This is a genomic window from Streptomyces kurssanovii, assembly GCF_040677245.1.
Lineage (GTDB): Bacteria > Actinomycetota > Actinomycetes > Streptomycetales > Streptomycetaceae > Streptomyces > Streptomyces kurssanovii.
Genome location: NZ_JBFAQK010000008.1, coordinates 119,074 through 139,408 on the forward strand (window position 1 = coordinate 119,074; position 20,335 = coordinate 139,408).

A 20,335-nucleotide genomic window follows, 5' to 3' on the forward strand; every position below is an offset into this window, starting at 1 on the left:
CGTACTCCGCCGAGAGGTGACGAACATGAGCGTCAACGTCCGCATCCCCACCATCCTCCGTACGTACACGGGCGGCCGGGCCGAGGTCCCGGCGGAGGGCGCGACCCTCGCCGAGGTCATCGCGGACCTGGAGAAGAACCACACGGGCATCGCCGCCCGTGTCCTGGACGACCAGGGCAAGCTGCGCCGGTTCGTCAACGTGTACGTGAACGACGACGATGTCCGTTTCGAGCAGGGCCTCGAGACGGCCACGCCGGACGGTGCGGGCGTGTCGATCATCCCCGCCGTCGCCGGCGGCTGACGGTATCGGGGGAGCGGACGCCAAGCTTTCCCCAGGGATTTACCCGCAGTTACTGAATTGCCCCCTCCGCCAGAGAAGCGGAGGGGGCAATTCTGCATGGTTGAGCGCGGTAGAGTTTGGGAAGCCCCCTTCGCCGGCCGCTCGAGAATGCCTTCAAGTTCCGCAAGAATGCGGCCAAACCATGCGATCGAATTGCCACTTAGGCGTTATTTGCCGGGCCCGACTTGCCCCGGAATTCCATGAATTGACACGGATCGGTCGTTCGGTCCTGCCCAGATTTCTCGTCCGATTGACCTGTTGCAGAGGGCAGTTGGGCAGATACATTCAGCCGCGGTCGACGCGTTCCGGCGCACACCCCTCCTGCTGGGGTGGAGGTCTGACCCGGGTCCGCGAAGTGCGGTCCTGCGCAAGGGCCAGTAATAGGGGAGTTAGGCATGGCTCAGGGCACCGTCAAGTGGTTCAACGCGGAGAAGGGGTACGGCTTCATCGCGGTCGACGGTGGTGCGGATGTTTTCGTCCACTACAGCGCGATCCAGATGGACGGATACCGCACCCTTGAAGAAGGTCAGCGAGTCGAATTCGAGATCTCGCAGGGCCAGAAGGGTCCGCAGGCGGACATGGTCAAGCTCGCCGTCTGATCCAACTGATCGAGGCGCGATCGGCCACCGACGCACTCACGCATGAGGGGCTCGCCTCCCGGCCACCGGGAAGCGGGCCCCTCACGCGTGTCCGGACACCGCCGCGGCCGCCGAGCCTTCATCGGAGGCGCGCGTGCGTCCACCCTCCCCCAGAGCTTCGCCCGGGTGGTGTCCCCACCGACCGCCGGCCCTCATGGAGCCTTCGAAGGCGCTTGCACTCTCAGGGGTCGAGTGCTAATCATTGGCGTTAGCACTCTCCCAGTGAGAGTGACAGAACTTGGATCGGGTCGGTGAGGTCCGTGAGCCTGGTGGGGCAAGGAACCACAAGGCGCGCAGGCCGTCCGTCGCGGGCGCCGGATGCGATCCGAAGCAATCCACCCCAGTCCGGGAGGACCACTTCACATGGCCAAGATCATCGCGTTCGACGAGGAGGCACGGCGCGGTCTCGAGCGCGGGATGAACCAGCTCGCCGACGCCGTCAAGGTCACCCTTGGCCCCAAGGGTCGCAACGTCGTCCTCGAGAAGAAGTGGGGCGCCCCCACGATCACCAACGATGGTGTTTCCATCGCCAAGGAGATCGAGCTCGAGGACCCGTACGAGAAGATCGGCGCCGAGCTGGTCAAGGAAGTCGCCAAGAAGACGGACGACGTCGCCGGTGACGGTACGACCACCGCGACCGTCCTCGCCCAGGCGCTCGTCCGTGAGGGCCTGCGCAACGTGGCCGCCGGCGCCAACCCGATGGCCCTGAAGCGCGGCATCGAGAAGGCCGTCGAGGCCGTCTCCGGCGCCCTGCTCGAGCAGGCCAAGGACGTGGAGACCAAGGAGCAGATCGCCTCCACCGCCTCCATCTCCGCCGCTGATGTCCAGATCGGTGAGCTCATCGCCGAGGCCATGGACAAGGTCGGCAAGGAAGGCGTCATCACCGTCGAGGAGTCCCAGACCTTCGGTCTGGAGCTCGAGCTCACCGAGGGTATGCGCTTCGACAAGGGCTACATCTCGGCGTACTTCGCCACCGACATGGAGCGTATGGAGGCGTCCCTGGACGACCCGTACATCCTGATCGTCAACTCCAAGGTCGGCAACGTGAAGGACCTCCTTCCGCTGCTGGAGAAGGTCATGCAGTCCGGCAAGCCGCTGCTGATCATCGCCGAGGACGTCGAGGGTGAGGCCCTGTCGACCCTGGTCGTCAACAAGATCCGCGGCACCTTCAAGTCCGTCGCCGTCAAGGCCCCGGGCTTCGGCGACCGCCGCAAGGCCATGCTGAACGACATCGCCATCCTCACGGGCGGCACGGTCATCTCCGAGGAGGTCGGCCTCAAGCTCGAGAACGCCGGCCTGGACCTGCTGGGCCGCGCCCGCAAGGTCGTCATCACCAAGGACGAGACCACGATCGTCGACGGTGCCGGTGACAGCGACCAGGTCCAGGGTCGCGTCAACCAGATCCGTGCCGAGATCGAGAACAGCGACTCGGACTACGACCGCGAGAAGCTCCAGGAGCGCCTCGCGAAGCTGGCCGGCGGCGTGGCCGTCATCAAGGCCGGCGCGGCGACCGAGGTCGAGCTCAAGGAGCGCAAGCACCGCATCGAGGACGCCGTTCGCAACGCGAAGGCGGCCGTCGAGGAGGGCATCGTCGCCGGTGGTGGCGTGGCCCTGCTCCAGGCCTCCTCGGTCTTCGAGAAGCTCGAGCTCCAGGGCGACGAGGCGACCGGCGCCAACGCCGTGAAGCTCGCGCTGGAGGCCCCGCTCAAGCAGATCGCCGTCAACGGTGGTCTCGAGGGTGGCGTCATCGTCGAGAAGGTGCGCAACCTGCCCGTCGGCCACGGCCTGAACGCCGCGACCGGTGAGTACGTCGACATGATCGCCGAGGGCATCATCGACCCCGCGAAGGTGACCCGCTCTGCTCTGCAGAACGCGGCCTCCATCGCGGCGCTGTTCCTGACCACCGAGGCCGTCATCGCCGACAAGCCGGAGAAGGCCGCCGCGGCCGCTCCGGGCGGCATGCCGGGCGGTGACATGGACTTCTGATCCGCTCGCGGATCGGCGGACCGGTTTCACACCGAGGGCGGCACCCCTGCACGGGGGTGCCGCCCTCGGGCGTTCCCCGGCGGCGCACGGGGCACGACGTACGCCCGCGCCCGGGCGCGGACGTGGGCCCGGAGTCCGCCCCTGGGGGTGACCGGCTCGAGGTGGGGCAAACCCCCTGCCGGATACGGCAGTTGGTCCCGTGGGGCCGGGAGCGTAAATCCGGGAGGGTCGTGCCATGGCAATCACCCGAACGTTCCGGCTCCGTCCCGCCGTCACCGTCGCGTTGACGCTGCCCGCCCTCGCGACCACGCTGGTCGCCCTCCCCGCGCCGTCCGCGGAGGCGACCGGCCGTCCCGTGTCGACCGTCCGGTGGGGCCCCTGCCCCGGGACCGGGCTGGACCCGCGGCAGGAGTGCGGGACCGTGTCCGTGCCGCTGGACCACGCCGAGCCGCGCGGCCCGCACATCGCGCTCGCCGTGTCCCGGCTGCGCAGCGAGAAGCCCGAGGCCCGGCGCGGCACCCTGCTGATCATCCCGGGCGGACCGGGCAACCCCGGTCTGCACGAGCCCTCACGGCGGGGGAAGGCCCTGCCGCAGTCGGTGCGCGACGCGTACGACGTCGTCAGCTTCGACCCGCGCGGCGTCGGGCGGTCCGCACCCGTCAGCTGCGACCTCCCGCACGAGGACCTCGCCATGGAGCGCCTGCGCCCCTGGCCGGCCCCCGACGGCTCCGTCGACCACAACGTCGCCGCCGGCCGCCGCCTCGCCGACGCCTGTGCCGAGAACGGCGGCGAGGTCCTGCGTACCGTCAGCACCCGCAACGAGGCGCGCGACATCGACCGTATCCGCGAGGCGCTCGGAGAGCGGAAACTGTCCGCGTGGGGCGTCTCCTACGGCACCTACGCCGGTGCCGCCTACGCGCAGATGTTCCCCCACCGCACGGACCGGTGGGTCCTCGACAGCAACGACGACCCCGATCCGGAGCGGGTCGCGCGGGGCTGGCTGGCGAACTACGCGGTCGGCGTCGAGGACGTCTTCCCCGACTTCGCCGCCTGGGCCGCCGACCCCGCCAACCCGGACCGGCTGGCGGGGACACCGGAGGAGGTACGGCCCCTCTTCCTCGCCCTCGCCGCGCGCCTGGACCGCGAGCCGATCCCCTGGCCGGGCGCCAACCCCGAGGAACTGAACGGCAACGTGCTGCGCCAGACGCTGCTCGACAGCCTCTACTCGCCGAGGCGGTTCCCGGTCGTCGCCCGCGTGATCGCCGCCGCCCGCTCCGGCGCCGAGCTGCCGGCCCCGAACACGTCGGCGGACGAGGCCATGCAGAACACGGTCGCGGCGTCGGCGGCGACCATCTGCAACGACGTGGACGCCTGGAGGGACGACCAGGCCTCCTACGAGAAGGCCGTGGCCGACAGCCGGGAGCGCCACCCGCTGACGGCCGGCATGCCCGTCAACGTGATGCCGTGCGCCTTCTGGGAGCTCGGCCCCACCGAGCGGCCCGTCCGCATCACGCCGCACGGCCCGTCCAACGTCCTGCTCGTCCAGAACGACCGTGACGTGGCGACCCCGCTCGCGGGCGCGAAGAACATGCGGGCGGCCCTCGGGGACCGTGCGCGGATGGTCGTCGTCGACGCGGCCGGCCACGGGGCCTACGTGGACAACGGCAACGAGTGCGGCGACGCGACCGTGACCCGCTTCCTGCTCACCGGGGAGCGCCCGGCGCGGGACCGTTACTGCGCCTCCTGACCGGCCGGCGCGGGGGCCGGACGCGGCCGGCCCATCGCGGCGGCGACCAGCAGGTACGGCACGGCGAGCAGCGCGAAGACCGTGCCGTGGGAGGCGTACGGCGACAGTGCCGCGTACGCGCCGTACGCCAGCAGCGAGGCGATGTTGGTGCCGAGGCCCGTCAGCGAGGTGATGGTCGCCCGGCTCCTGCCGGTGATCGCGGCCTGGAGGCGTACGTCGGCCAGCACGTCCGCGAGCTGGAAGACGAGGAACGCGACGGCGAGCAGGGCGAATCCGGCGGGCGTGCCCGACAGCGCGCCCGCCGCGAGGGCCGCGGCCGCGGCGGCGACCAGCGCCCCGGTCGCCCGGACCGACAGCCGTTCGCCTGCCGTCACCAGCAGCGAACCGAGCGTCACGCCCACCCACACCACCAGCACCAGCAGGGGGACGGTCTCCGTCGCCACGCCCGTGGCGGCGGCGAGCAGCGGTACGTACTCGTCCAGCACGCCCCAGACCGACGTGATCACCACGGCGAGGACCATCGCCCGCCGGACGGGACGGCTGCCGCGCACCTCGGCCAGTCCGGAGCGCAACGTGGCGAGGTAGCCCGGCCGTTCGGCGGTGTCGTGGCGGGTGGTGGCGCGGTGCTCGGGGAGCGTCGCGCCGGCCGCGGCGCACAGCAGGCAGGCGCCGATGCTGCCCGCCCACACCAGCGCGTTCCCGCCGAAGGCGAGCACGGGCGCGGCCGCGGCCGTGGCCGCCGCCGTCGCGGCCATGCCGAAGGCGGCGGCCCGGCCCATGATCCGGCCGTAGCGGTCGGTCGCGCCGAGCCGTTCGAGTTCGTCGTGCACGAGGGCTTCCATGGAGCCGGAGCGCAGGGAGCCGCCGACCGCCCAGAGCGTGAAGCCCGCGGCGTAGGCCGCGTAGGAGGGGGTCAGCGCCCACAGCGCGAATCCGGCGGCGGTCAGCAGCGGGCCCACGACCAGCGTGACTCGGCGGGACACCGCGTCGGCCCAGACACCCGACGGCACTTCGACCAGCAGGCCTACGACGCACCAGATGGCGAAGAGGGAGGAGATCTCGGCGGTGGTCAGGCCGTGTTCGGCGAAGAGCAGGGCGTAGAGGGGGTAGAGGAGGACGAAGTCCTCAAGACCCGCGTAGGTGTAGAGCCTTCGCTCGAGGCGGCGGACACCCAGGGGACGGGGGTCCGGCGGGCATGACGGAACGGTGAGCATGCGTGTGGTCCTTCTGCGGAACGGACGGGGGACGCGGGGTGCTCACCCGCGCGGCGGCCCGCGACAGCCCGTTCCAGGACCCGCTGCGGTGGATCAATGTCGTCGTCGGCTCATGCGGACCAGTTTACGCCCGGGGGCGGTCGTCGGGCGGGTGGTTTCCGGGGGGTGCGACGGCTTCCGGACCTCGTGACCCGCCGCGTGCGCGGGTGACGACCGGCCGTGCCGGCCGCCGGTGTCCGTGCGCCGGTCGTGCTTCGAGTGCGCCGCTGCCGGACGGGTGAACGCCGCGGCGGATGGCGCGTGATGCGGTTTCACCGGCGGCGGGAACGCCAAGATCAACTTGCTCCGGAAGGCCAGGGCCGCACCCGGACACACGGGTGAGGAGATCGGGATACCCGGCGGTTACGCGGCACGGAGGTGTGGTGCTCATGGCAGCAGTGGTGCGGTCGGCGGACAGGCCCCGGTCTTCGGAAGGGTTGCTGTCGGTGGACCGGTCGGCGTCTTCGGAGGGGTTGCGGCCGGTGGACCGGTTGCGGGTCACCGAGGAGGCGGTGGCCCGGCTCAGGGACGGGCTGGCGGCGGTGTCGGTGACCCTGCCGTCGCTGGGTGTGGACGTGGTGTCCCTGGCGAGCGAGGCGCCGTACCCGCTCATCGAACTGGGCCGCTGCAACCTGGACACCGCACTGCGGCTCGCGGCCGTGCTCCGGGGGCCCGGCACCGACGAGTGACCGAAGGGGCCGGCGGACGTCCGCCCGTCGTGGTTCCGGCCCGCCATGTACCGGGCGGTGCACGGCAGTTCACTCTCCTGGAATGATCGGCGGACCACTCCAGGAAGGGTGAAGGCGTGACATTCGGGGGACAGGATCCGTACGGGCGGACGGGGCGGCCGCAGCCGGGAGTACCGCCGCGTCCGGGCGTGCCGCCGCAGCCCGGGCCGTATCCGGGGCCGGGCCCGTATCCGGGACCGCCGCCCCACCCGGGGCCGTACCCGTACTCTCCCTACGGTCCGCCACCGTCGCTGTGGCAGCAGCTCCGCCAGGACGAATGGCCGCCGCTCGGCGAGGTGTTGCGGCATGTGCGCCGGATGCCCGGCTGCCTCTGGGTGATCGGCCTGCTCTGCGTGTGGCCCGCGCTGATGGTGCTGCTGGGCTACCCGCTGGCCAGGTCCGCCCGCCGTCAGGCGAGGCTGCGGTTCCCCGCGCACAGCTACCGGCGGTTCCAGGACCCCGAGGTGTGGCGTGTGCAGAAGACCAGGGCCTGGGTCGCGCTGGTCGCGTCCTTCCTGATCCTCGCCGCGTACGGGACCGAGGCGGACTGGGCGGAGGTGCAGGACCAGTATCTGTTCCGGCTGGTCGTCACGCCGTGGCTGCTGCTCCTCACCGCTCCCGTGGTGATCCTCGTCCTCCTCCGGCTCGCGCCGCCGCACGCACGGCCCGGCATGCGGGCCAGGCTGCGGCCCGCGGTCCGCTCGGTGCTCTGGTACTTCGGCGCCTTCACGGCCGTACCGCTGCTCTTCGCCGGCGTGATGCTCCTCGCCCGGAGCTACGAGAGCAGCCGTCTCAGCCCGCTGATCACGCTCGCGCTGCTGCTGCCGGTGGTGTGGGTGCTGTTCTTCGTCGTCTTCGCGTCCACGACGGCGCTGCGTACCGCCTTCAACACGGCCGACGCGCACGCGGCTCTCCCCGCTCTGCTCACCGGCGTCCTGGTGTGGGAACTCGCGGCGATCAACCTGGCCATGGCCGGAGCGCCGCCGGGGCCGCCGGCCGTCCAGTTCTGCGCGGTCCTCGGCGGCCCGGCGTCGGTGACGGCGGTGGCGTGGTGGGAGATCGCGCGCCTGCGCACCAGGTACGGGGTGACGCTGCGCGGCTGACGCGGCCGGCTCCTTGGCGCGGGCCGTCGCACGGGTCTTCAGGTTCTCGGCGCCGGACAAGAGGGAAGGCCCTTTCCCGACGGACCGGCCACGGCTCACCGTGGGCGGACGGAAACAGGGGGAGCGACATGTCGTTGACCGGAGGACGCAGGGGGCCGCGGGCTCTGGCCGCGTCGTTGCTGATGTTCGGGTTGTCACTGGGCACGGGCGGCGGCTCGGCGGACGCCTCCGCCGAGCCGCGGACGCAATCGCCGGGCCACACCTTGAAGCTCACGTCCGACGGGGGGAAGAAGGACCGCAAGCCCGCTCCGTCCGGGAGATCACTGACACGGATCGACGGCGACTGGTACCGCGACCCGATCGGTCACCGGTCGTACGTCTACCGGCAGGCGGTGTGGGGCCACCGGTCCCAGCTCGAGGGCGGCAGGAACCCGCAACGGATCGACGGGGCGCGGAACGTCGCGCTCGGCTTCGTGGACATCACGGGGCTCGACGACGTGGACACCCGCGGCCTGGAGGTGGTGGAGACCGCCGCGTTGAAGCACGACGACCCGGCGCTGTACGAGCGGTTACGCATGGGCGAACGCCCCGGGATCGAGAAGTTCGTCGTCGTCCCGCACGCCAACGAGGCCTCGGCGGGCATGGACGGCAACCACTCCGAACTGCGCATCCTTGTGTGGGACCTGGCCCTGCTGAGCAAGGACGCGCGGAAACCGGTGCCCCAGGAACGGCTCTTCGTGATCTACAGCGACCGGTCGCCGTGCAAGCCGCAGTGTGCCGGCAGGATCCCGGCCACCACCGATGTCATCTACTCCGTGGTGGACGGCAGGGGCTCGGCCGACGAGCTGAACGACCTGATCAACAGGGCCAAGGCGCAGGCCGACGCCGAGAAGACCACCATGGCCCGGGAGGTGGCGGCACAGAAGACGCTGATCAAGGAGCGCAAAGCTGCGGAGAGTCGGCGCCTGGCGCAGACCAGGAAGGAGAACCGGTTCTTCCGGAACCCCCGCGCCGCCGAACCGTGTGACGGCCAGGCCCTCGGCCTGCGCCCCCAGCTGACGACCGTCGCGCTGACCGCTCCACGCAACGCACCCCGGGCGGCCGACCCGTGCGGAGAGAACGGCACCGCGGACGACACCGAGGGCGGCCTGACCCGAGCCCTGACACAGCCCGTGCCCGAGGCGCCCGGCGGGATCGACTTCTCGTCCCTGCAACTGCGCTATCTCGCCGACCCCGGCGACGGCGGCGGTCTGCGGTACTCCTTCCAGGCTCCCCTCTCCGCCGACGGCGGCAGCTCTCCGGGAGCGGGCCTCGACGCCGCCGAGGGCAGCTCGGACGCGTTCTTCGTCTGGCTCTCCCTCGACCCGTCGGCCTTCTGGGTCAACCTCAATCCCGACGAGCCGGACCGCATCGTCGACGACCGGCTCGGCCGTACGGACGCCGGACGTGTCCTGCTCGAGGCCGATCTGCGGATGAAGAAGACGATCGGCGAGCTCATCCACCCCCACTCCGCACGAGGCCGGCAGTTCTGGGACGGCATCCGCGGAAGCTGCATGTCCTACCGGACGTGGATCCTGCCCGCACCCGCGTCGGTCCGCCAGGACGGCGACGAGCTCTACATCCTCGACGCGCCCCTCGACGTCAAGATGGAGACCCAGTACCTGAAGCAGCGGGGCGAGTCCGCCACCGGTACATGTCCCCGGCAGGACAAGGCCACCGAGGACCACAACGAGCAGCACTTCCGCGGCCTGATCCTTCCCGAGCTCAAGAAGGCCATCAACACCGCGCCCGAGTACGCAGAACTACGGCGCGTCTACCTCGCCCGGGTCGCCGCCGAGTGGTACCGCGACCTGAGCCGCAGCAAGGACACCACCTACGGCGACCTCATCGACACGGGCGACATCGACAACTGGCGGAGCGACGGCCGCTGGAAGCCCACCGACACCTTCGACCGGTTCGTCGACTCGTACACCAAGGGCGAGTTCAAGGTCACCGACAGGACCACCGAAGGCGGGACGACCTATGTACGCAGCTACGTCTACGGGGGCGTCGACTTCACCAGAATCCCCGTCACGAAGGTCTCCGACGACCGTTTCACGGCAGCCTTCGCGGACCTCCCCCAGAAGATCAACCGCTCCCTGAGCGCGCCGTCCGCCGACGGCCACGGAGCGATCTGGCTCGGCGAGCCCGTACCGCGTCAGGCGGCCGGCCCCGAGCCGCCGGCCCCCGCACCGGGTCGGGCGGCCGACCTCGACCCGCAGGAAGAGCCCCTGGGTGTCGTCGCGTCGGCCCTGCGTCTGCTGCCCGTGGTTCTGGCGGCAGCGGCGTTGCTGCTGTGGTGGAGACGGCGCCGTCCGAATGCCGCTGCCACGGCAGGGTCTCGGCGGAGCGCCGCTGCTCCCGCCGCACGCGACGGGGCCCGACGCGGAAGTCAGGACGACTTCTTCTGAAGGGAAGCCGGCTGCGCCGGGTGTCCGGGCCGGAGGCCGGCGACCGCCGGGGCCGGGGCCGGGAGTGAGGTCCGCGCCCGGCGCGTCCACAGCAGGGCGCCCGTGAACAGGACCGCGCTGCTCACCAGCCAGGGCAGCGGCCCGATCGGCAGGGAGCCCGCGACCAGACCGGTGAGGGCGGCGGTCGACTGGAGCGCGAGGGACTTCACCGACAGCGCGGTCGCACGGACGGTGCTGTCGACGCGGTGGTGGAGGAGGTCGTTCTGGTTCGGGCCGGCGGCGCCGAGGCCGAGGTGGACGAGCGCGTAGCCGGCGACGGCGAGGACCAGGGAGGCCGGGCCGTCCCAGGCCGCCGTCACACCCAGAAGCGTCAGCCCGCAGGCCCCCGTGCCGATGCTCGCGAGTACGGCGTGCTCGCTGCTGCCCGTCAGCCGGGCGGCCCACGGGGCGCAGTGGCTCCCGACCGCCGTGCAGACGAATCCCGCGCAGGCCAGTGCCGCGTACAGCACCGCGCCCGACTCGGGGGCGCCGGTCAGCCGGGCGGCCCTTCCCGGGGTGAGCAGCTCCAGGGCCGCCAGCGCCGCGCCCACGGCCCCTGTTGTCAGCAGGACCCGCCGGATCAGGGCGTCCCGCACACCGAGGCGCAGCCCGCCCAGCATCGTCGCCGGGACGCCGCGGAGCACCCCGCGCAGCGTGGCCGGCGGACGGGGCGGCTCCGGCAGGGCGGTGAGCACGTACGCGACGAAACCGACACCGACGGCCGCGCCGAGCAGGCCGGGTACCGACAGCGGCAGTACGAGGCCGCCGGTGGCGCCGGCCAGCCGGGCGCCCGGGTCGGCGCCGAGACCGAGCAGGAGCGGCAGCGTCCCGCCGAGGAGGGTTCCGGCGGCGAGCGCGGCGGCCGATGCGGTGTTGCCGCGCGCCAGGCCCGTGCGCAGCTCGGCGCCCGCGCCGGAGTGGGCCTGGACGGTGTCCACGTACCAGGCCTCCGCGGGGCCGCTGGACAGGGCGCGGCCGGAGCCCATCAGGAACATGGCGACGGCGAGCGCCCACACGGTGGTTCCGAGTGCCATCACGGTCAGGGCGCACAGGTTGAGCAGACCCGCCGCGGCGAGGACGGGCCGGCGGCCGAGGACGTCGGACAGGCCGCCGGTGGGCAGCTCCATGACGGACACGGTGAGGGAGTGGACGGCGAAGAGCCCGGCGACGACGGCGAGGCTCATGCCGCGTTCGGTCAGCAGCAGGACCTGGGACGGCAGGTAGAGGCCGACGGGGAGCCAGAAGAGGAACGTGACGGTGGCGAAGCGGCGGCGTGCGGCGCGGGGGTCCAGCGGCTTCACGAGCCGTCCTCCGTCGCTGACTCCGTACCGGCCTTCGCGCTGTTCGCTCCCACGTCCGGCGCCGTTCCGCGCGCCCCGGTCTCCGGGGCGAGTGCCAGCCCGGCCGTGAAGAGCACGACCTGCTCGGTGCGGGGGTCGCCCTCGTCGCGGGCGGCGAGCTCGCTCACGGTGCGCTCGAACGCCGCCCACAGTTCGGTGAGCGACTCCGGCGTGAGGCGGGCCACCAGGTCGGTGAAGCCGGACGGCTCCAGCCACTCCCCGTCGAGCCTTCCGGTGTCGAGGTCCTCCTGGTGCCGGGCCAGGGAGCGCGCCAGATGGTCGAGTTGGGCGCGGCGGGCCACGTCGACGAACGCCCGCGCCTCCTGTGAGCCGGCCATCGCGGCGTTGCTCCAGCTCGTGACCTCGTGGACGGACCTCCAACGCCGCTCGCGGCCGTCGCGGTGCTCCGCCTCCGTGATGAACGCGTACTTGGCCAGCACCCGCAGGTGGTAGCTGGTCGACGCGGACGACTCGCCCGTCCTGACGGCGAGTTCGCTCGCTGTGGCCGGCCCCTCCATGCGCAGCAGGCCCAGCAGCCGGATCCGCAGCGGGTGCGTGAGCGCTTTGAGGGCGGCGGCGTCCTGGTGGGGATCGAGTACGCGGCGGCGGTGTTCGTCATCGGTCACGGGGCGAGCGTAGGGCGAGCCGGGTACTTAGCAAAATAGTTTTTGCAGAATTTGTTTGGGAGTCTTGCCGCCCGGCGTCGGCGGAACAACTCATGCGGCTCTCATGCGGGCCTTAACTCCTCATCACGCCGCGTCCATACCGTCACGCCATGTTCTTCACCTACCTCCGGCGTGAACTCCGCCGCCGCAGAAAAGCGGCGCTCGTCGTCGCCTCGGGGCTCGCCCTCGGGATCGCGCTGGTCATCGTCGTCAACTCCGTCTCGTCCGGGATGAACCGCGCCCAGGACAAGGTCCTGGAATCGCTGTACGGGCTCGGCACCGACATGACCGTCACCAAGGCCGCGGAGCCGCCCGGCGAGGGCGAGACCGTGCGGCGGCCCCGCTTCCGGTTCGACGCCAAGGACGAGGGCGACGACGCGGAGCAGAGCAGCGACATCGTCATGGTCCAGGGCTTCGAGACCCTCGCCTCCTCGACCGTCGCCGAGGTCGCGAAGCAGGACGGCGTCGCGGGCGCGGTCGGCGGACTGAGCGTCAACGTCATGAAGGTCAACGGCGAGTTCAAGCGCGGGGCGGTGCAGCAGAAGCCCGGCCAGGGCGGGCCGGGCGCCGGTGGGGGCGCGGTGCGCGGTGGTGGGGCCGACTTCGACGTCGACTCGTACACGGCGTACGGAACGGACGTCGCCCACCAGGAGCTCGGGCCCCTGACCTCCTCGACGATCACCTCCGGGCGGACCTTCAAGGAGAGCGAGACCGACGCGCGGGTCGCCGTCCTCGACAGCGCCTACGCGAAGGAGAAGGACCTCGGCCCGGGCAAGAAACTCACCATCTCCGGCACGGACTTCGAGATCATCGGCATCGCGACCGCGGACAGCGGCGACGCCGCGGCCAACGTCTACCTTCCGCTGGCCCAGGCGCAGAAGCTCGCCGACGCCAAGGACAAGGTGACCACGGTCTACGTCCAGGCGACCGACTCGCAGAAGATCGACGGCGTCAAGGAGACCATCCAGAAGAACATCTCCGGTACGACCGTGACCACGTCCGCCGACCTCGCGGAGACGGTCTCCGGATCGCTGTCCACGGCGTCCGACCTGGCGTCGGGCGTCGGTAAGTGGCTCTCCTTCCTGGTGCTGGCCGCGGCGTTCCTCGTCGCCGGACTGCTGACGTCCTCGGCGGTCAGCCGACGCGTACGGGAGTTCGGCACGCTCAAGGCGCTCGGCTGGCGCAGCGGCCGGGTGACCCGGCAGGTCGCCGGTGAGGCCCTCGTCAACGGGCTCGTCGGCGGTGCGCTCGGGATCGCGCTCGGGCTCGCCGGTGCGTGGCTGATCACGACCTTCAGTCCGACGCTCACGGCTCAGCTCGGCGGCGGCGCCGGGGCGGGCGCGGCGGGCGGTGGCGGCGGCCTCCGGGTCGCCGGTCCCGGCGGCGGTGGCGGACCCCTGAGGGACTCGGCCGACCGCGCCCTCGACATCGCGCTCACCGCGCCCGTCTCGCTCACCACGATCGGCCTCGCCGTGACCCTCGCCGTCGCCGGCGGTCTCGTCGCGGGCGGCTTCGGCGGCTGGCGGGCGTCCCGGCTCCGGCCCGCCGACGCGCTGCGCCGCGTCGAGTGACCAGGCCCGGACCGGGCCCCTTCTCTTCCACGTACAACAGGAGTTGACGATGTACCAGCTCAGTGGCGTCACCAAGCGCTACCGGCGGGGCAAGGACAGTGTGAACGCCCTCGACGGCGTCGACCTGACCATCGAGGACGGCGGCCGGCTCGTCATCCAGGGCCCCACAGGAGGCGGCAAGTCCACGCTGCTGCAGATGCTCGGCGGCCTCGACCGGCCGAGCGAGGGCAGCGTGGTCCTCGACGGGACGGACCTGGCGACCCTGCCGGAGGCGAGGCTGACGCGGGTGCGGGCGGAGAAGATCGGCTTCGTCTTCCAGAGCTTCAACCTGATCCCCACGCTGACCGCGCAGGAGAACGTCGAGACGGCGCTCGTGCCGCTCCCCGGTCTCAAGGCGCGCGAACGCAGGGAACGCGCCGGTGAGGCGCTGGCCGCCGTCGGGCTCGGCGAGCGGCTGCGGCACCTGCCCGGCGAGCTGTCCGGCGGGCAGCAGCAGCGGGTCGCGATCGCGCGTGCGCTGGTGAAGCGGCCGGCGGTACTGCTCGCGGACGAGCCCACGGGAAACCTGGACGAGTCGATGCGCGACGAGATCATGGAGGTGCTGGAGGCGTTGTGGGAGGAGCACGCCTTCACGTTCGTGATGGTCACCCACGACTCGGCGCTGGCGCGCCGGACGAGGCGGATCGCGACGATCCGCAAGGGGCGGGTGACGGTGAAGGAACGAGCGGTCGACGCGGCGTAGCGCGGGGCGTGGCCGGGGTCGGCGTCGTGGCGCGGCCGGGTTGTCGGGGCTCCGCCCCGGGCCCCGCGCCTCGATCGCCGGCGGGGCTTGAACTTGCCGGCCTCGGCCTGTCCGGCGATTGAGGGCACCCTCGGAGGTGAGCAGCGACCGGGCGGCCGGAGACGTGGCGCTCGCCCGGTCGCCGGGGCTCCGTCCCGGGGGCTACTCGTCGTCGAGTTCCCGCACGATCCTGCGTTCGATCGCCTCCACCTCGAAGCGGGCCGCGGGGTCGTTGTCCCGGGCGCGGACCGCCGCTCGGACCAGCGACAGGTAGAAGAGGGCGGGGGCGCACGGGGTCCAGTTCTCCGCCGGTTCGTCGCGGAGGAAGCGCAGAACGCTCTCCGGGTCGGCCGGCACGAACGCGTGGCGGTCGTGTTCCCACTTGTCCTCGATGCCGCGGCTCCACCGCGCCCTCAGCTCCTCCTCGGTCAGATCGGTGAGGACCGCCCGGAAGAACGCCGCCCACTGGTTGTTGCGCACATCGAGGCCGAAGCCGAGGAGTTCGAGGTCGACCTCGTCGGACTCGTACACGGCCAGCTCCTCGCGCATCGCCCGGCGGGCCACGGCGTGCAGGCTGATCCTCCCGTCGGGAGCCAGGTCGTGGTTACGGGCCAGGCCCTCGTTCGCGGACGAGTTCCACTTCGACTTGTTGTGTCCCGCCACCCGGGAACTGCGGTGGGAGATGACCGTCTTCTTGTCCTTGCCCGTCTCCACCGCGACGTTCACGCCGAAGCTGCAGAACATGAACGGCTCCGCGTCCAGCGGGTCCTTGCCGTCGATGTACTGCTCGCGGAGCGTCTGCCCGTCACTCTTCATGCGGTCGAGGTTGATGGAGGTGGTGAGGAAGTCGTAGTAGTCCGCGTCCCGCAGCGTGAGCGTCGCGACCGGCTCCTCCGCGGTGTGGGTGCGGGCGACGGTCAGGCGCTCCACGGCGAAGCGCGGGTTGTTCCAGCGATGCGGTTCCCCGGCCGCCTCCTTGGCGGCTTGTTCCTCCTCGATCTCCCGCCGCCAGCGGCCGATCTCCTCCGGGAAGCGGACGCGCCCGGGAACGTACTTCACCCGCATGTTCTCCTCGGCGATCGGCCGTGTCCCGTCGCCTTCGTAGACATGGCAGTCGGTCTGTCGTCCGACCACGGTGAAACGGTCCCTCTGAGTCATCAATTCGCCTTTCGCCCCGGGCGGTTGACAGTCGGCATGACGCACGTCACGGCAGATGGACCATGATAGGGACGGGAGGGGGAGGGGATGACTGTTCACCTCGTACGTGAGGAACTCAGGGCGTCGGGGCTGGTCGGCACCGTGGCCATGGAGGCGTACGACGATCCCGAGGGGCGGCTCGACCGCAAGCTCGTCGAGGACGCGCGTCGGCGGTTCACCGAGCTGTGCGTGAAGCGGTTCGGGTTCGCCCACGAGATGCGGCTCGACGGCGGCGGCACGCTGGACGACGTCAAGGCGGGGCTCAGCCGCTTCCTCGAGCACGAGGCGACCCGCAAGATCCTTTACTGGACGGGTCATGGCTACGACCTCGGGGACCGCGGCTACATCCTGGGCTGCCGGGACAGTTTCTCCACCGGAGGCATGGACCTGAACCGGGCCATGCCTTTCACGGACCTGCTCCAGAGGTGCGCCGTCGAGCGGGACACCGAATTCCTGATCGTCGTCGACGCCTGCCAGTCGCAGAGCACGCTGGGAGCCGCGCGCCCCCTCGTCGAGGCGTACGGCCGATTCTCCGGCGGATCGCCGCGTGAACGGGGCCTCGTCGTCGCCGCCACCGCAGGCGCCGGCCTGAAGGTGGACGAGGGCCGCTGGGTGGACTGGCTGGAGCAGGCCGTCGCGGACGAGCGGCTCGAACTCGAGGGCATGGTGCGGCCCTTCGAGCCCACGGCGCTCTACCTCTCCTTACCGGACCTGTTGGAGGCCGTAGACCTCAAGGCCAGGGAAGCGGGTCTGACCGATCCCGAACAGCGGCCCAGGGCGGCCGTGATCCGGCCCTTGGACACGCGGTTCCTGCACAATCCGTACTTCTCGGAGAAGAACAAGGTGTTCCGGACGGCCGCCCGGCCGCCCGACCACCTGCCGTGGCTCCGGCCGGAACACTTCGACCAGATCTCCGACCGCGCCTCCCGGCTCCGCTTCACCGGCCGCGTACAGCCGCTGAGCAGACTGGTCACCTGGCTCGAAGCGACGACGCAGGGCATGCTCGTCGTCACCGGCGCGGCCGGCACCGGCAAGTCCGCACTGCTCGGCCGGCTGGCCCTGCTGTCCGTGCCGGAGATGCGCGAGTCGCTCCGGCCGGAACCCCCGGTCCGGACCCGGCCCCGCCCCGGTTCGATCCACGCCGCGGTGTCCTGCCAGGGCGGGTCGCCGCATTCGCTGGCCAGGACCGTGGTCGAGGCGCTGGGGCCGCTGGGTGCCGAGCCGCCGCCGGCGGGTATCACCCCGGAGCAGTGCGTGGACCGCGTGAGCTCGCTGGTGGAGCGGGTGGGTGGGCTGAACCTGCTGGTCGACAGCCTCGACGAGGCCATGCCCGGCCAGGCCCACGAGATCGCGCGCAGGCTGCTCAACCCCCTGTCGCACCGCCCGGGCGTGAAGGTCGTGGTGGCCACCCGTGCCCACCCCCGGCAGATCACCGACGGAGTGGGCCGCGAATCGCTGCTGGACGCTCTGGACCGGACGGCGCCCGACCTCCGGATCGACCAGGACGCCGACACCGAGCGGGACATCGCCTCCGTCGTCGCGGCGGACCTCGCCGCGTACGAGGGTTCTCCTTACGCGGGTCGCGAGAACGACGGCGTGCGCCTGGAGACCGCTCGGCGTGTGGCGGAACAGTGCCGGCGGCGATTTCTCGTGGCGAAGCTGGTCGCCCGGGCCCTCGCCCGGGAGCCGGAGTGCCTGTCGGGCAGCCGGCTGGAGGAGTTCGTCCGCGAGGGAGGCACGGACCTGCGGGCACGGATGGAGGACGAGCTCGAGGCCCTCGATCCGTCCGGCCGGTTCGGCGCCGCTGAACTGCTGCTGCCGCTGGCCCTGGCCCAGGGCGACGGACTGTCCGATCGCGACCTGTGGTTCCGCATGGCGCGGGCACTGCTGCGCCGCGGCTCGCCGAAGGTGTCGCGTCAGTCGCTCGACACCGTGCTGAGCAGGGTCACCGACGTCCTCCTGACCGTGGAGCACCGGCGGGGGAGACCTCCCGTTCACCGCCTGGGGCACGCCAGTTACGGAACGGCGCTGCTGGCCCGCGCGAAGCTCGGTCACGCCGCCGCCCACCGCCGCGTCTACGACGAACTGGCCGGTGACTGGGACACGGCCGACGAGTACACCCTCGCCTACCTCGGAGCGCACGCAGCGCAGGCCCGGAGCGCGGCGGTCGTGCTCGACGACGAGCCGGATCCGTTGGAGGAGCTGTTCGGGGACCCGTGTTTCCTGGTGCGGACCCGGCCGGACGTGATGCTGCCGCTCGCCGCCTCCTTGGCCGCCACCTGTGAGGGCGCGGCGCTGTACCGGCGGGTGGGCGGCGAATTCCGGCGGCACACCGATCGCCGGGAGCGCAGAGCGATTCTTCGTGCGGTGGCCCACGCCGGCCATCCGGAGTACGTACGCCGGATCGAGGGCCTGCGGGAGTTCAAGGAACTGTGCTGGGACGAGGTGTGGACCGACACGCCACCGGAGCCGCTGGAGCTGTCCCTGCCGGCGCCCCTCGGCGGAGCCCGGGCGGTGAGCTGGTCGGCCGCGGAGGGAGGCACGATCGCCGTCGCGGGGCGAGGAGAGATCTCCGTCCGCGACGCGGGCACCGGCGACCATGTGCTGACACGCCGCACCACCGGGTCGGAGCACGGCAGCCGGGCCGTTCTGACAGAGGTGTGCGAAGCGGGTACCCGGACCCGGCGGGTGACGGTCGCCCACGACGGCTCCTCCGTGCACCTGTGGTCGGGGCGTGAACGCCTGCCGCGGAGGACGTTCCACTGGGGCGGTACGCCGGGCAGCGTCGCCGCCGCGCGGCTCGGCGACGACCTGCTGGTCGCCGCGGCCGACGGCCGCCGTGTCTGGGCGTGGCGCTGGCCGGTCGTGGCAGGACTGTCGGCCGAGGTCCGCGGCACCGTTCTGCCCGTGGAGGCGGGTCGCGTCGCGCTGCTCGGGCTGCGCGACCGCGGCTTCCTGCTCACCGCGGGCCGCACGGTGACCGTGCACGAACTGCACGGCAAGCTCTCCGGTGACGAGCACTGGGTCCGGCGGGAGTGGGAGCTCGACACGCTCCACGGGACCGCGTTCGCCGCGGCGGCGCTGCCGGAAGGGGACGACAGGGGCCTGCTCGCGGTGGTCGACGGTGAACAGGTCCGTGTGTGGCGGCTGTTCGCGGAGGGGTACACCGCGACCCCGCGCTTCACGCCGGAGCTCGTCGCCGAGTCGGCCTCCAGGGACGTGGCGCTCGGGCTGTGCGGTGAACTGCCGCTCGTCGCGCTGTACGAGGACCATGGCAGCACGGTGCGGGTGACGGGTGTCACCGACAGCACCTTCGGGTGTTCCTTCGGCCTGGGCAGCAGGCGCAACGGCCTGGCTTTCGACCCGTCGGGCTCGGGCCGGCTTGCCGTCGGCGACGGCGCGGAGGTGAGGCTGCTCGATGTGCCCGCCGCGGTGCGCGCGGGCCGCGAGGTCCGGCGGCGCGATCACGACGAGCGCCCGGTCGTGCGGCTGACAGCGGCGGAACCAGGGGCTCCCGCCCTGCTCACCAGGGTCTGGGGCGGCGATGTGCTCGTCACCCGGCAGGACGCCCGTGAAGGACCGGTCGGCGCGGAAGCCGTGCTGCGTCACGACGCGAGGGTCACTGCCGTGTCCTCGGTCCGGCACGGCGGACAGTGGGTGGTCGCGGCTGTCGCCGGGCGGCGCGTCCAGATGTGGCGGCTCGCCGACGATACGGGCGACTGGGAACGCGACGGGCATGTCGGCCTCGGCGGCGATGCCGGCGACCACGCGGAGGGCCTGGGACTCGCGTCCACGCCCGACGGCCTGCACTTGTTCGTCCCCGACGGACGTCAGGTCCGGCGCTTCACCCGGCCCGACGGGACCGGTCCGTGGCAGAGCTCCGGCGAAGCGGGCGTCCCGGAGGTGCGGATCCGGGACGTGCACGCCCACTCGGCGGGTGGGCGCACCTGGGTGCTGGCGGACTGCGTGGACGCCCTGCGGCTGTGGGAGAGCACCGGGGCGGGCCTCGTCGCCGCCGGTGGGCAGCGGGCCGCACCCGACCGCCCCGTCGGTGCCGCGCTCGGCGCGAGACTCGTCGACGGCGAGCTCTTGCCACTGATCGCCTGGACCCGTGCGGGCGCGGTGCATCTGGCGGAGTGCGAAGAGGGGGAGTGGACGACGACCAGCTTCGCGCACGCGCACGGAAGCCCTGCGGCCCTCGCCTTCTGCGGGCGCGCCCGCGATCCGCTGCTGCTGGTCCTCGGCGGCGCGCGGACCGCGTCCGTGCGGCACGTCGGGGGTGAGGTGTGGCTCGACGAACTCACCGCGCCGCACCGGGGCCTGGACATCGAGGCGGCCGACGCCGCGTTCGACGCCGGGCTCGGCATCACGCTCGCGGTGCAAGGACGCGTCCGCTGCGACCAGATCAGACTGCCGGAGCCGCTGATCCGGAGTGCCGTGCAGGCCGCCCGGTCCTGACGGCCCGGGACGGCAGCCCGAACGGACAAGGAAAGGGAG

At 71.9% G+C, this 20,335-nt stretch carries 14 protein-coding genes; 10 read left to right on the forward strand and 4 right to left on the reverse strand.

Annotation, left to right across the window (positions count from 1 at the left end; all coding sequences use genetic code 11):
- Positions 1 to 25 precede the first annotated feature (25 nt).
- The 4 genes from AB0K36_RS09280 to AB0K36_RS09295 all read left to right on the forward strand — a co-directional run bounded on the left by AB0K36_RS09280 (position 26) and on the right by AB0K36_RS09295 (position 4,711).
- Entirely contained in the window at positions 26 to 301 is a 276-nt protein-coding gene (locus tag AB0K36_RS09280) for a MoaD/ThiS family protein (protein ID WP_283299638.1), read from the forward strand.
- Positions 302 to 735: 434 nt separating this feature from the next.
- Positions 736 to 939: a cold-shock protein gene (locus AB0K36_RS09285; RefSeq protein ID WP_005315736.1), complete on the forward strand. Its 204-nt coding sequence runs from the start codon at positions 736 to 738 to the stop codon at positions 937 to 939.
- Between the two features lie 402 nt (positions 940 to 1,341).
- On the forward strand, positions 1,342 to 2,964 hold the full coding sequence (gene groL / locus AB0K36_RS09290) for a chaperonin GroEL (protein ID WP_005315739.1): 1,623 nt from the start codon (positions 1,342 to 1,344) through the stop codon (positions 2,962 to 2,964).
- Between the two features lie 235 nt (positions 2,965 to 3,199).
- Positions 3,200 to 4,711, forward strand: a complete 1,512-nt coding sequence (locus AB0K36_RS09295; protein ID WP_364590527.1) for an alpha/beta hydrolase — start codon at positions 3,200 to 3,202, stop codon at positions 4,709 to 4,711.
- On the opposite strand, the gene AB0K36_RS09300 is transcribed toward AB0K36_RS09295, so the two are convergent.
- Positions 4,696 to 5,925, reverse strand: coding sequence for an MFS transporter (locus AB0K36_RS09300; RefSeq protein ID WP_364590530.1), 1,230 nt, complete (start codon positions 5,923 to 5,925; stop codon positions 4,696 to 4,698). The genes AB0K36_RS09295 and AB0K36_RS09300 overlap by 16 nt on opposite strands.
- 521 nt (positions 5,926 to 6,446) lie before the next feature.
- Here AB0K36_RS09300 and AB0K36_RS09305 point away from each other — a divergent pair.
- The 3 genes from AB0K36_RS09305 to AB0K36_RS09315 all read left to right on the forward strand — a co-directional run bounded on the left by AB0K36_RS09305 (position 6,447) and on the right by AB0K36_RS09315 (position 10,245).
- Complete coding sequence (locus tag AB0K36_RS09305) at positions 6,447 to 6,653, forward strand: hypothetical protein (RefSeq protein ID WP_364590533.1); 207 nt, start codon at positions 6,447 to 6,449, stop codon at positions 6,651 to 6,653.
- Positions 6,654 to 6,769: 116 nt separating this feature from the next.
- Entirely contained in the window at positions 6,770 to 7,795 is a 1,026-nt protein-coding gene (locus tag AB0K36_RS09310) for a hypothetical protein (protein ID WP_364590536.1), read from the forward strand.
- A gap of 128 nt (positions 7,796 to 7,923) precedes the next feature.
- Positions 7,924 to 10,245: a hypothetical protein gene (locus tag AB0K36_RS09315; RefSeq protein WP_364590539.1), complete on the forward strand. Its 2,322-nt coding sequence runs from the start codon at positions 7,924 to 7,926 to the stop codon at positions 10,243 to 10,245.
- Here AB0K36_RS09315 and AB0K36_RS09320 read toward each other — a convergent pair.
- Together AB0K36_RS09320 and AB0K36_RS09325 are read right to left on the reverse strand one after the other, a co-directional pair.
- Positions 10,227 to 11,585 (reverse strand): MFS transporter, encoded by a 1,359-nt coding sequence (locus AB0K36_RS09320; RefSeq protein WP_364590542.1) that lies wholly within the window; start codon positions 11,583 to 11,585, stop codon positions 10,227 to 10,229. The genes AB0K36_RS09315 and AB0K36_RS09320 overlap by 19 nt on opposite strands.
- The gene (locus AB0K36_RS09325) at positions 11,582 to 12,250 is read right to left on the reverse strand and encodes an ArsR/SmtB family transcription factor (RefSeq protein WP_364590545.1); all 669 of its coding nucleotides are present in this window, start codon (positions 12,248 to 12,250) and stop codon (positions 11,582 to 11,584) included. The genes AB0K36_RS09320 and AB0K36_RS09325 overlap by 4 nt, the downstream gene beginning before the upstream one ends.
- Positions 12,251 to 12,399: 149 nt before the next feature.
- On the opposite strand from AB0K36_RS09325, the gene AB0K36_RS09330 reads away from it, so the two are divergent.
- Together AB0K36_RS09330 and AB0K36_RS09335 are read left to right on the forward strand one after the other, a co-directional pair.
- The gene (locus AB0K36_RS09330; RefSeq protein ID WP_364590548.1) at positions 12,400 to 13,860 is read left to right on the forward strand and encodes an ABC transporter permease; all 1,461 of its coding nucleotides are present in this window, start codon (positions 12,400 to 12,402) and stop codon (positions 13,858 to 13,860) included.
- A 49-nt stretch (positions 13,861 to 13,909) separates the two neighbouring features.
- Positions 13,910 to 14,602 (forward strand): ABC transporter ATP-binding protein, encoded by a 693-nt coding sequence (locus AB0K36_RS09335; RefSeq protein ID WP_189468687.1) that lies wholly within the window; start codon positions 13,910 to 13,912, stop codon positions 14,600 to 14,602.
- Between the two features lie 201 nt (positions 14,603 to 14,803).
- Here AB0K36_RS09335 and AB0K36_RS09340 read toward each other — a convergent pair whose 3' ends face one another.
- Entirely contained in the window at positions 14,804 to 15,799 is a 996-nt protein-coding gene (locus AB0K36_RS09340; protein ID WP_364590551.1) for a translation initiation factor 2, read from the reverse strand.
- A gap of 87 nt (positions 15,800 to 15,886) precedes the next feature.
- On the opposite strand from AB0K36_RS09340, the gene AB0K36_RS09345 reads away from it, so the two are divergent.
- Positions 15,887 to 20,296: an AAA family ATPase gene (locus tag AB0K36_RS09345; protein WP_364590554.1), complete on the forward strand. Its 4,410-nt coding sequence runs from the start codon at positions 15,887 to 15,889 to the stop codon at positions 20,294 to 20,296.
- Positions 20,297 to 20,335 lie beyond the last annotated feature (39 nt).

Excerpts from the sequence above, each read along its gene's own strand:
- AB0K36_RS09335 (WP_189468687.1), top strand. The coding sequence starts at position 13,910 with ATGTACCAGCTCAGTGGCGTCACCAAGCGCTACCGGCGGGGCAAGGAC.
- AB0K36_RS09340 (WP_364590551.1), bottom strand. The coding sequence starts at position 15,799 with ATGACTCAGAGGGACCGTTTCACCGTGGTCGGACGACAGACCGACTGC.
- groL (WP_005315739.1), top strand. The coding sequence starts at position 1,342 with ATGGCCAAGATCATCGCGTTCGACGAGGAGGCACGGCGCGGTCTCGAG.
- AB0K36_RS09330 (WP_364590548.1), top strand. The coding sequence starts at position 12,400 with ATGTTCTTCACCTACCTCCGGCGTGAACTCCGCCGCCGCAGAAAAGCG.
- AB0K36_RS09295 (WP_364590527.1), top strand. The coding sequence starts at position 3,200 with ATGGCAATCACCCGAACGTTCCGGCTCCGTCCCGCCGTCACCGTCGCG.
- AB0K36_RS09285 (WP_005315736.1), top strand. The coding sequence starts at position 736 with ATGGCTCAGGGCACCGTCAAGTGGTTCAACGCGGAGAAGGGGTACGGC.
- AB0K36_RS09315 (WP_364590539.1), top strand. The coding sequence starts at position 7,924 with ATGTCGTTGACCGGAGGACGCAGGGGGCCGCGGGCTCTGGCCGCGTCG.
- AB0K36_RS09280 (WP_283299638.1), top strand. The coding sequence starts at position 26 with ATGAGCGTCAACGTCCGCATCCCCACCATCCTCCGTACGTACACGGGC.
- AB0K36_RS09300 (WP_364590530.1), bottom strand. The coding sequence starts at position 5,925 with ATGCTCACCGTTCCGTCATGCCCGCCGGACCCCCGTCCCCTGGGTGTC.
- AB0K36_RS09345 (WP_364590554.1), top strand. The coding sequence starts at position 15,887 with ATGACTGTTCACCTCGTACGTGAGGAACTCAGGGCGTCGGGGCTGGTC.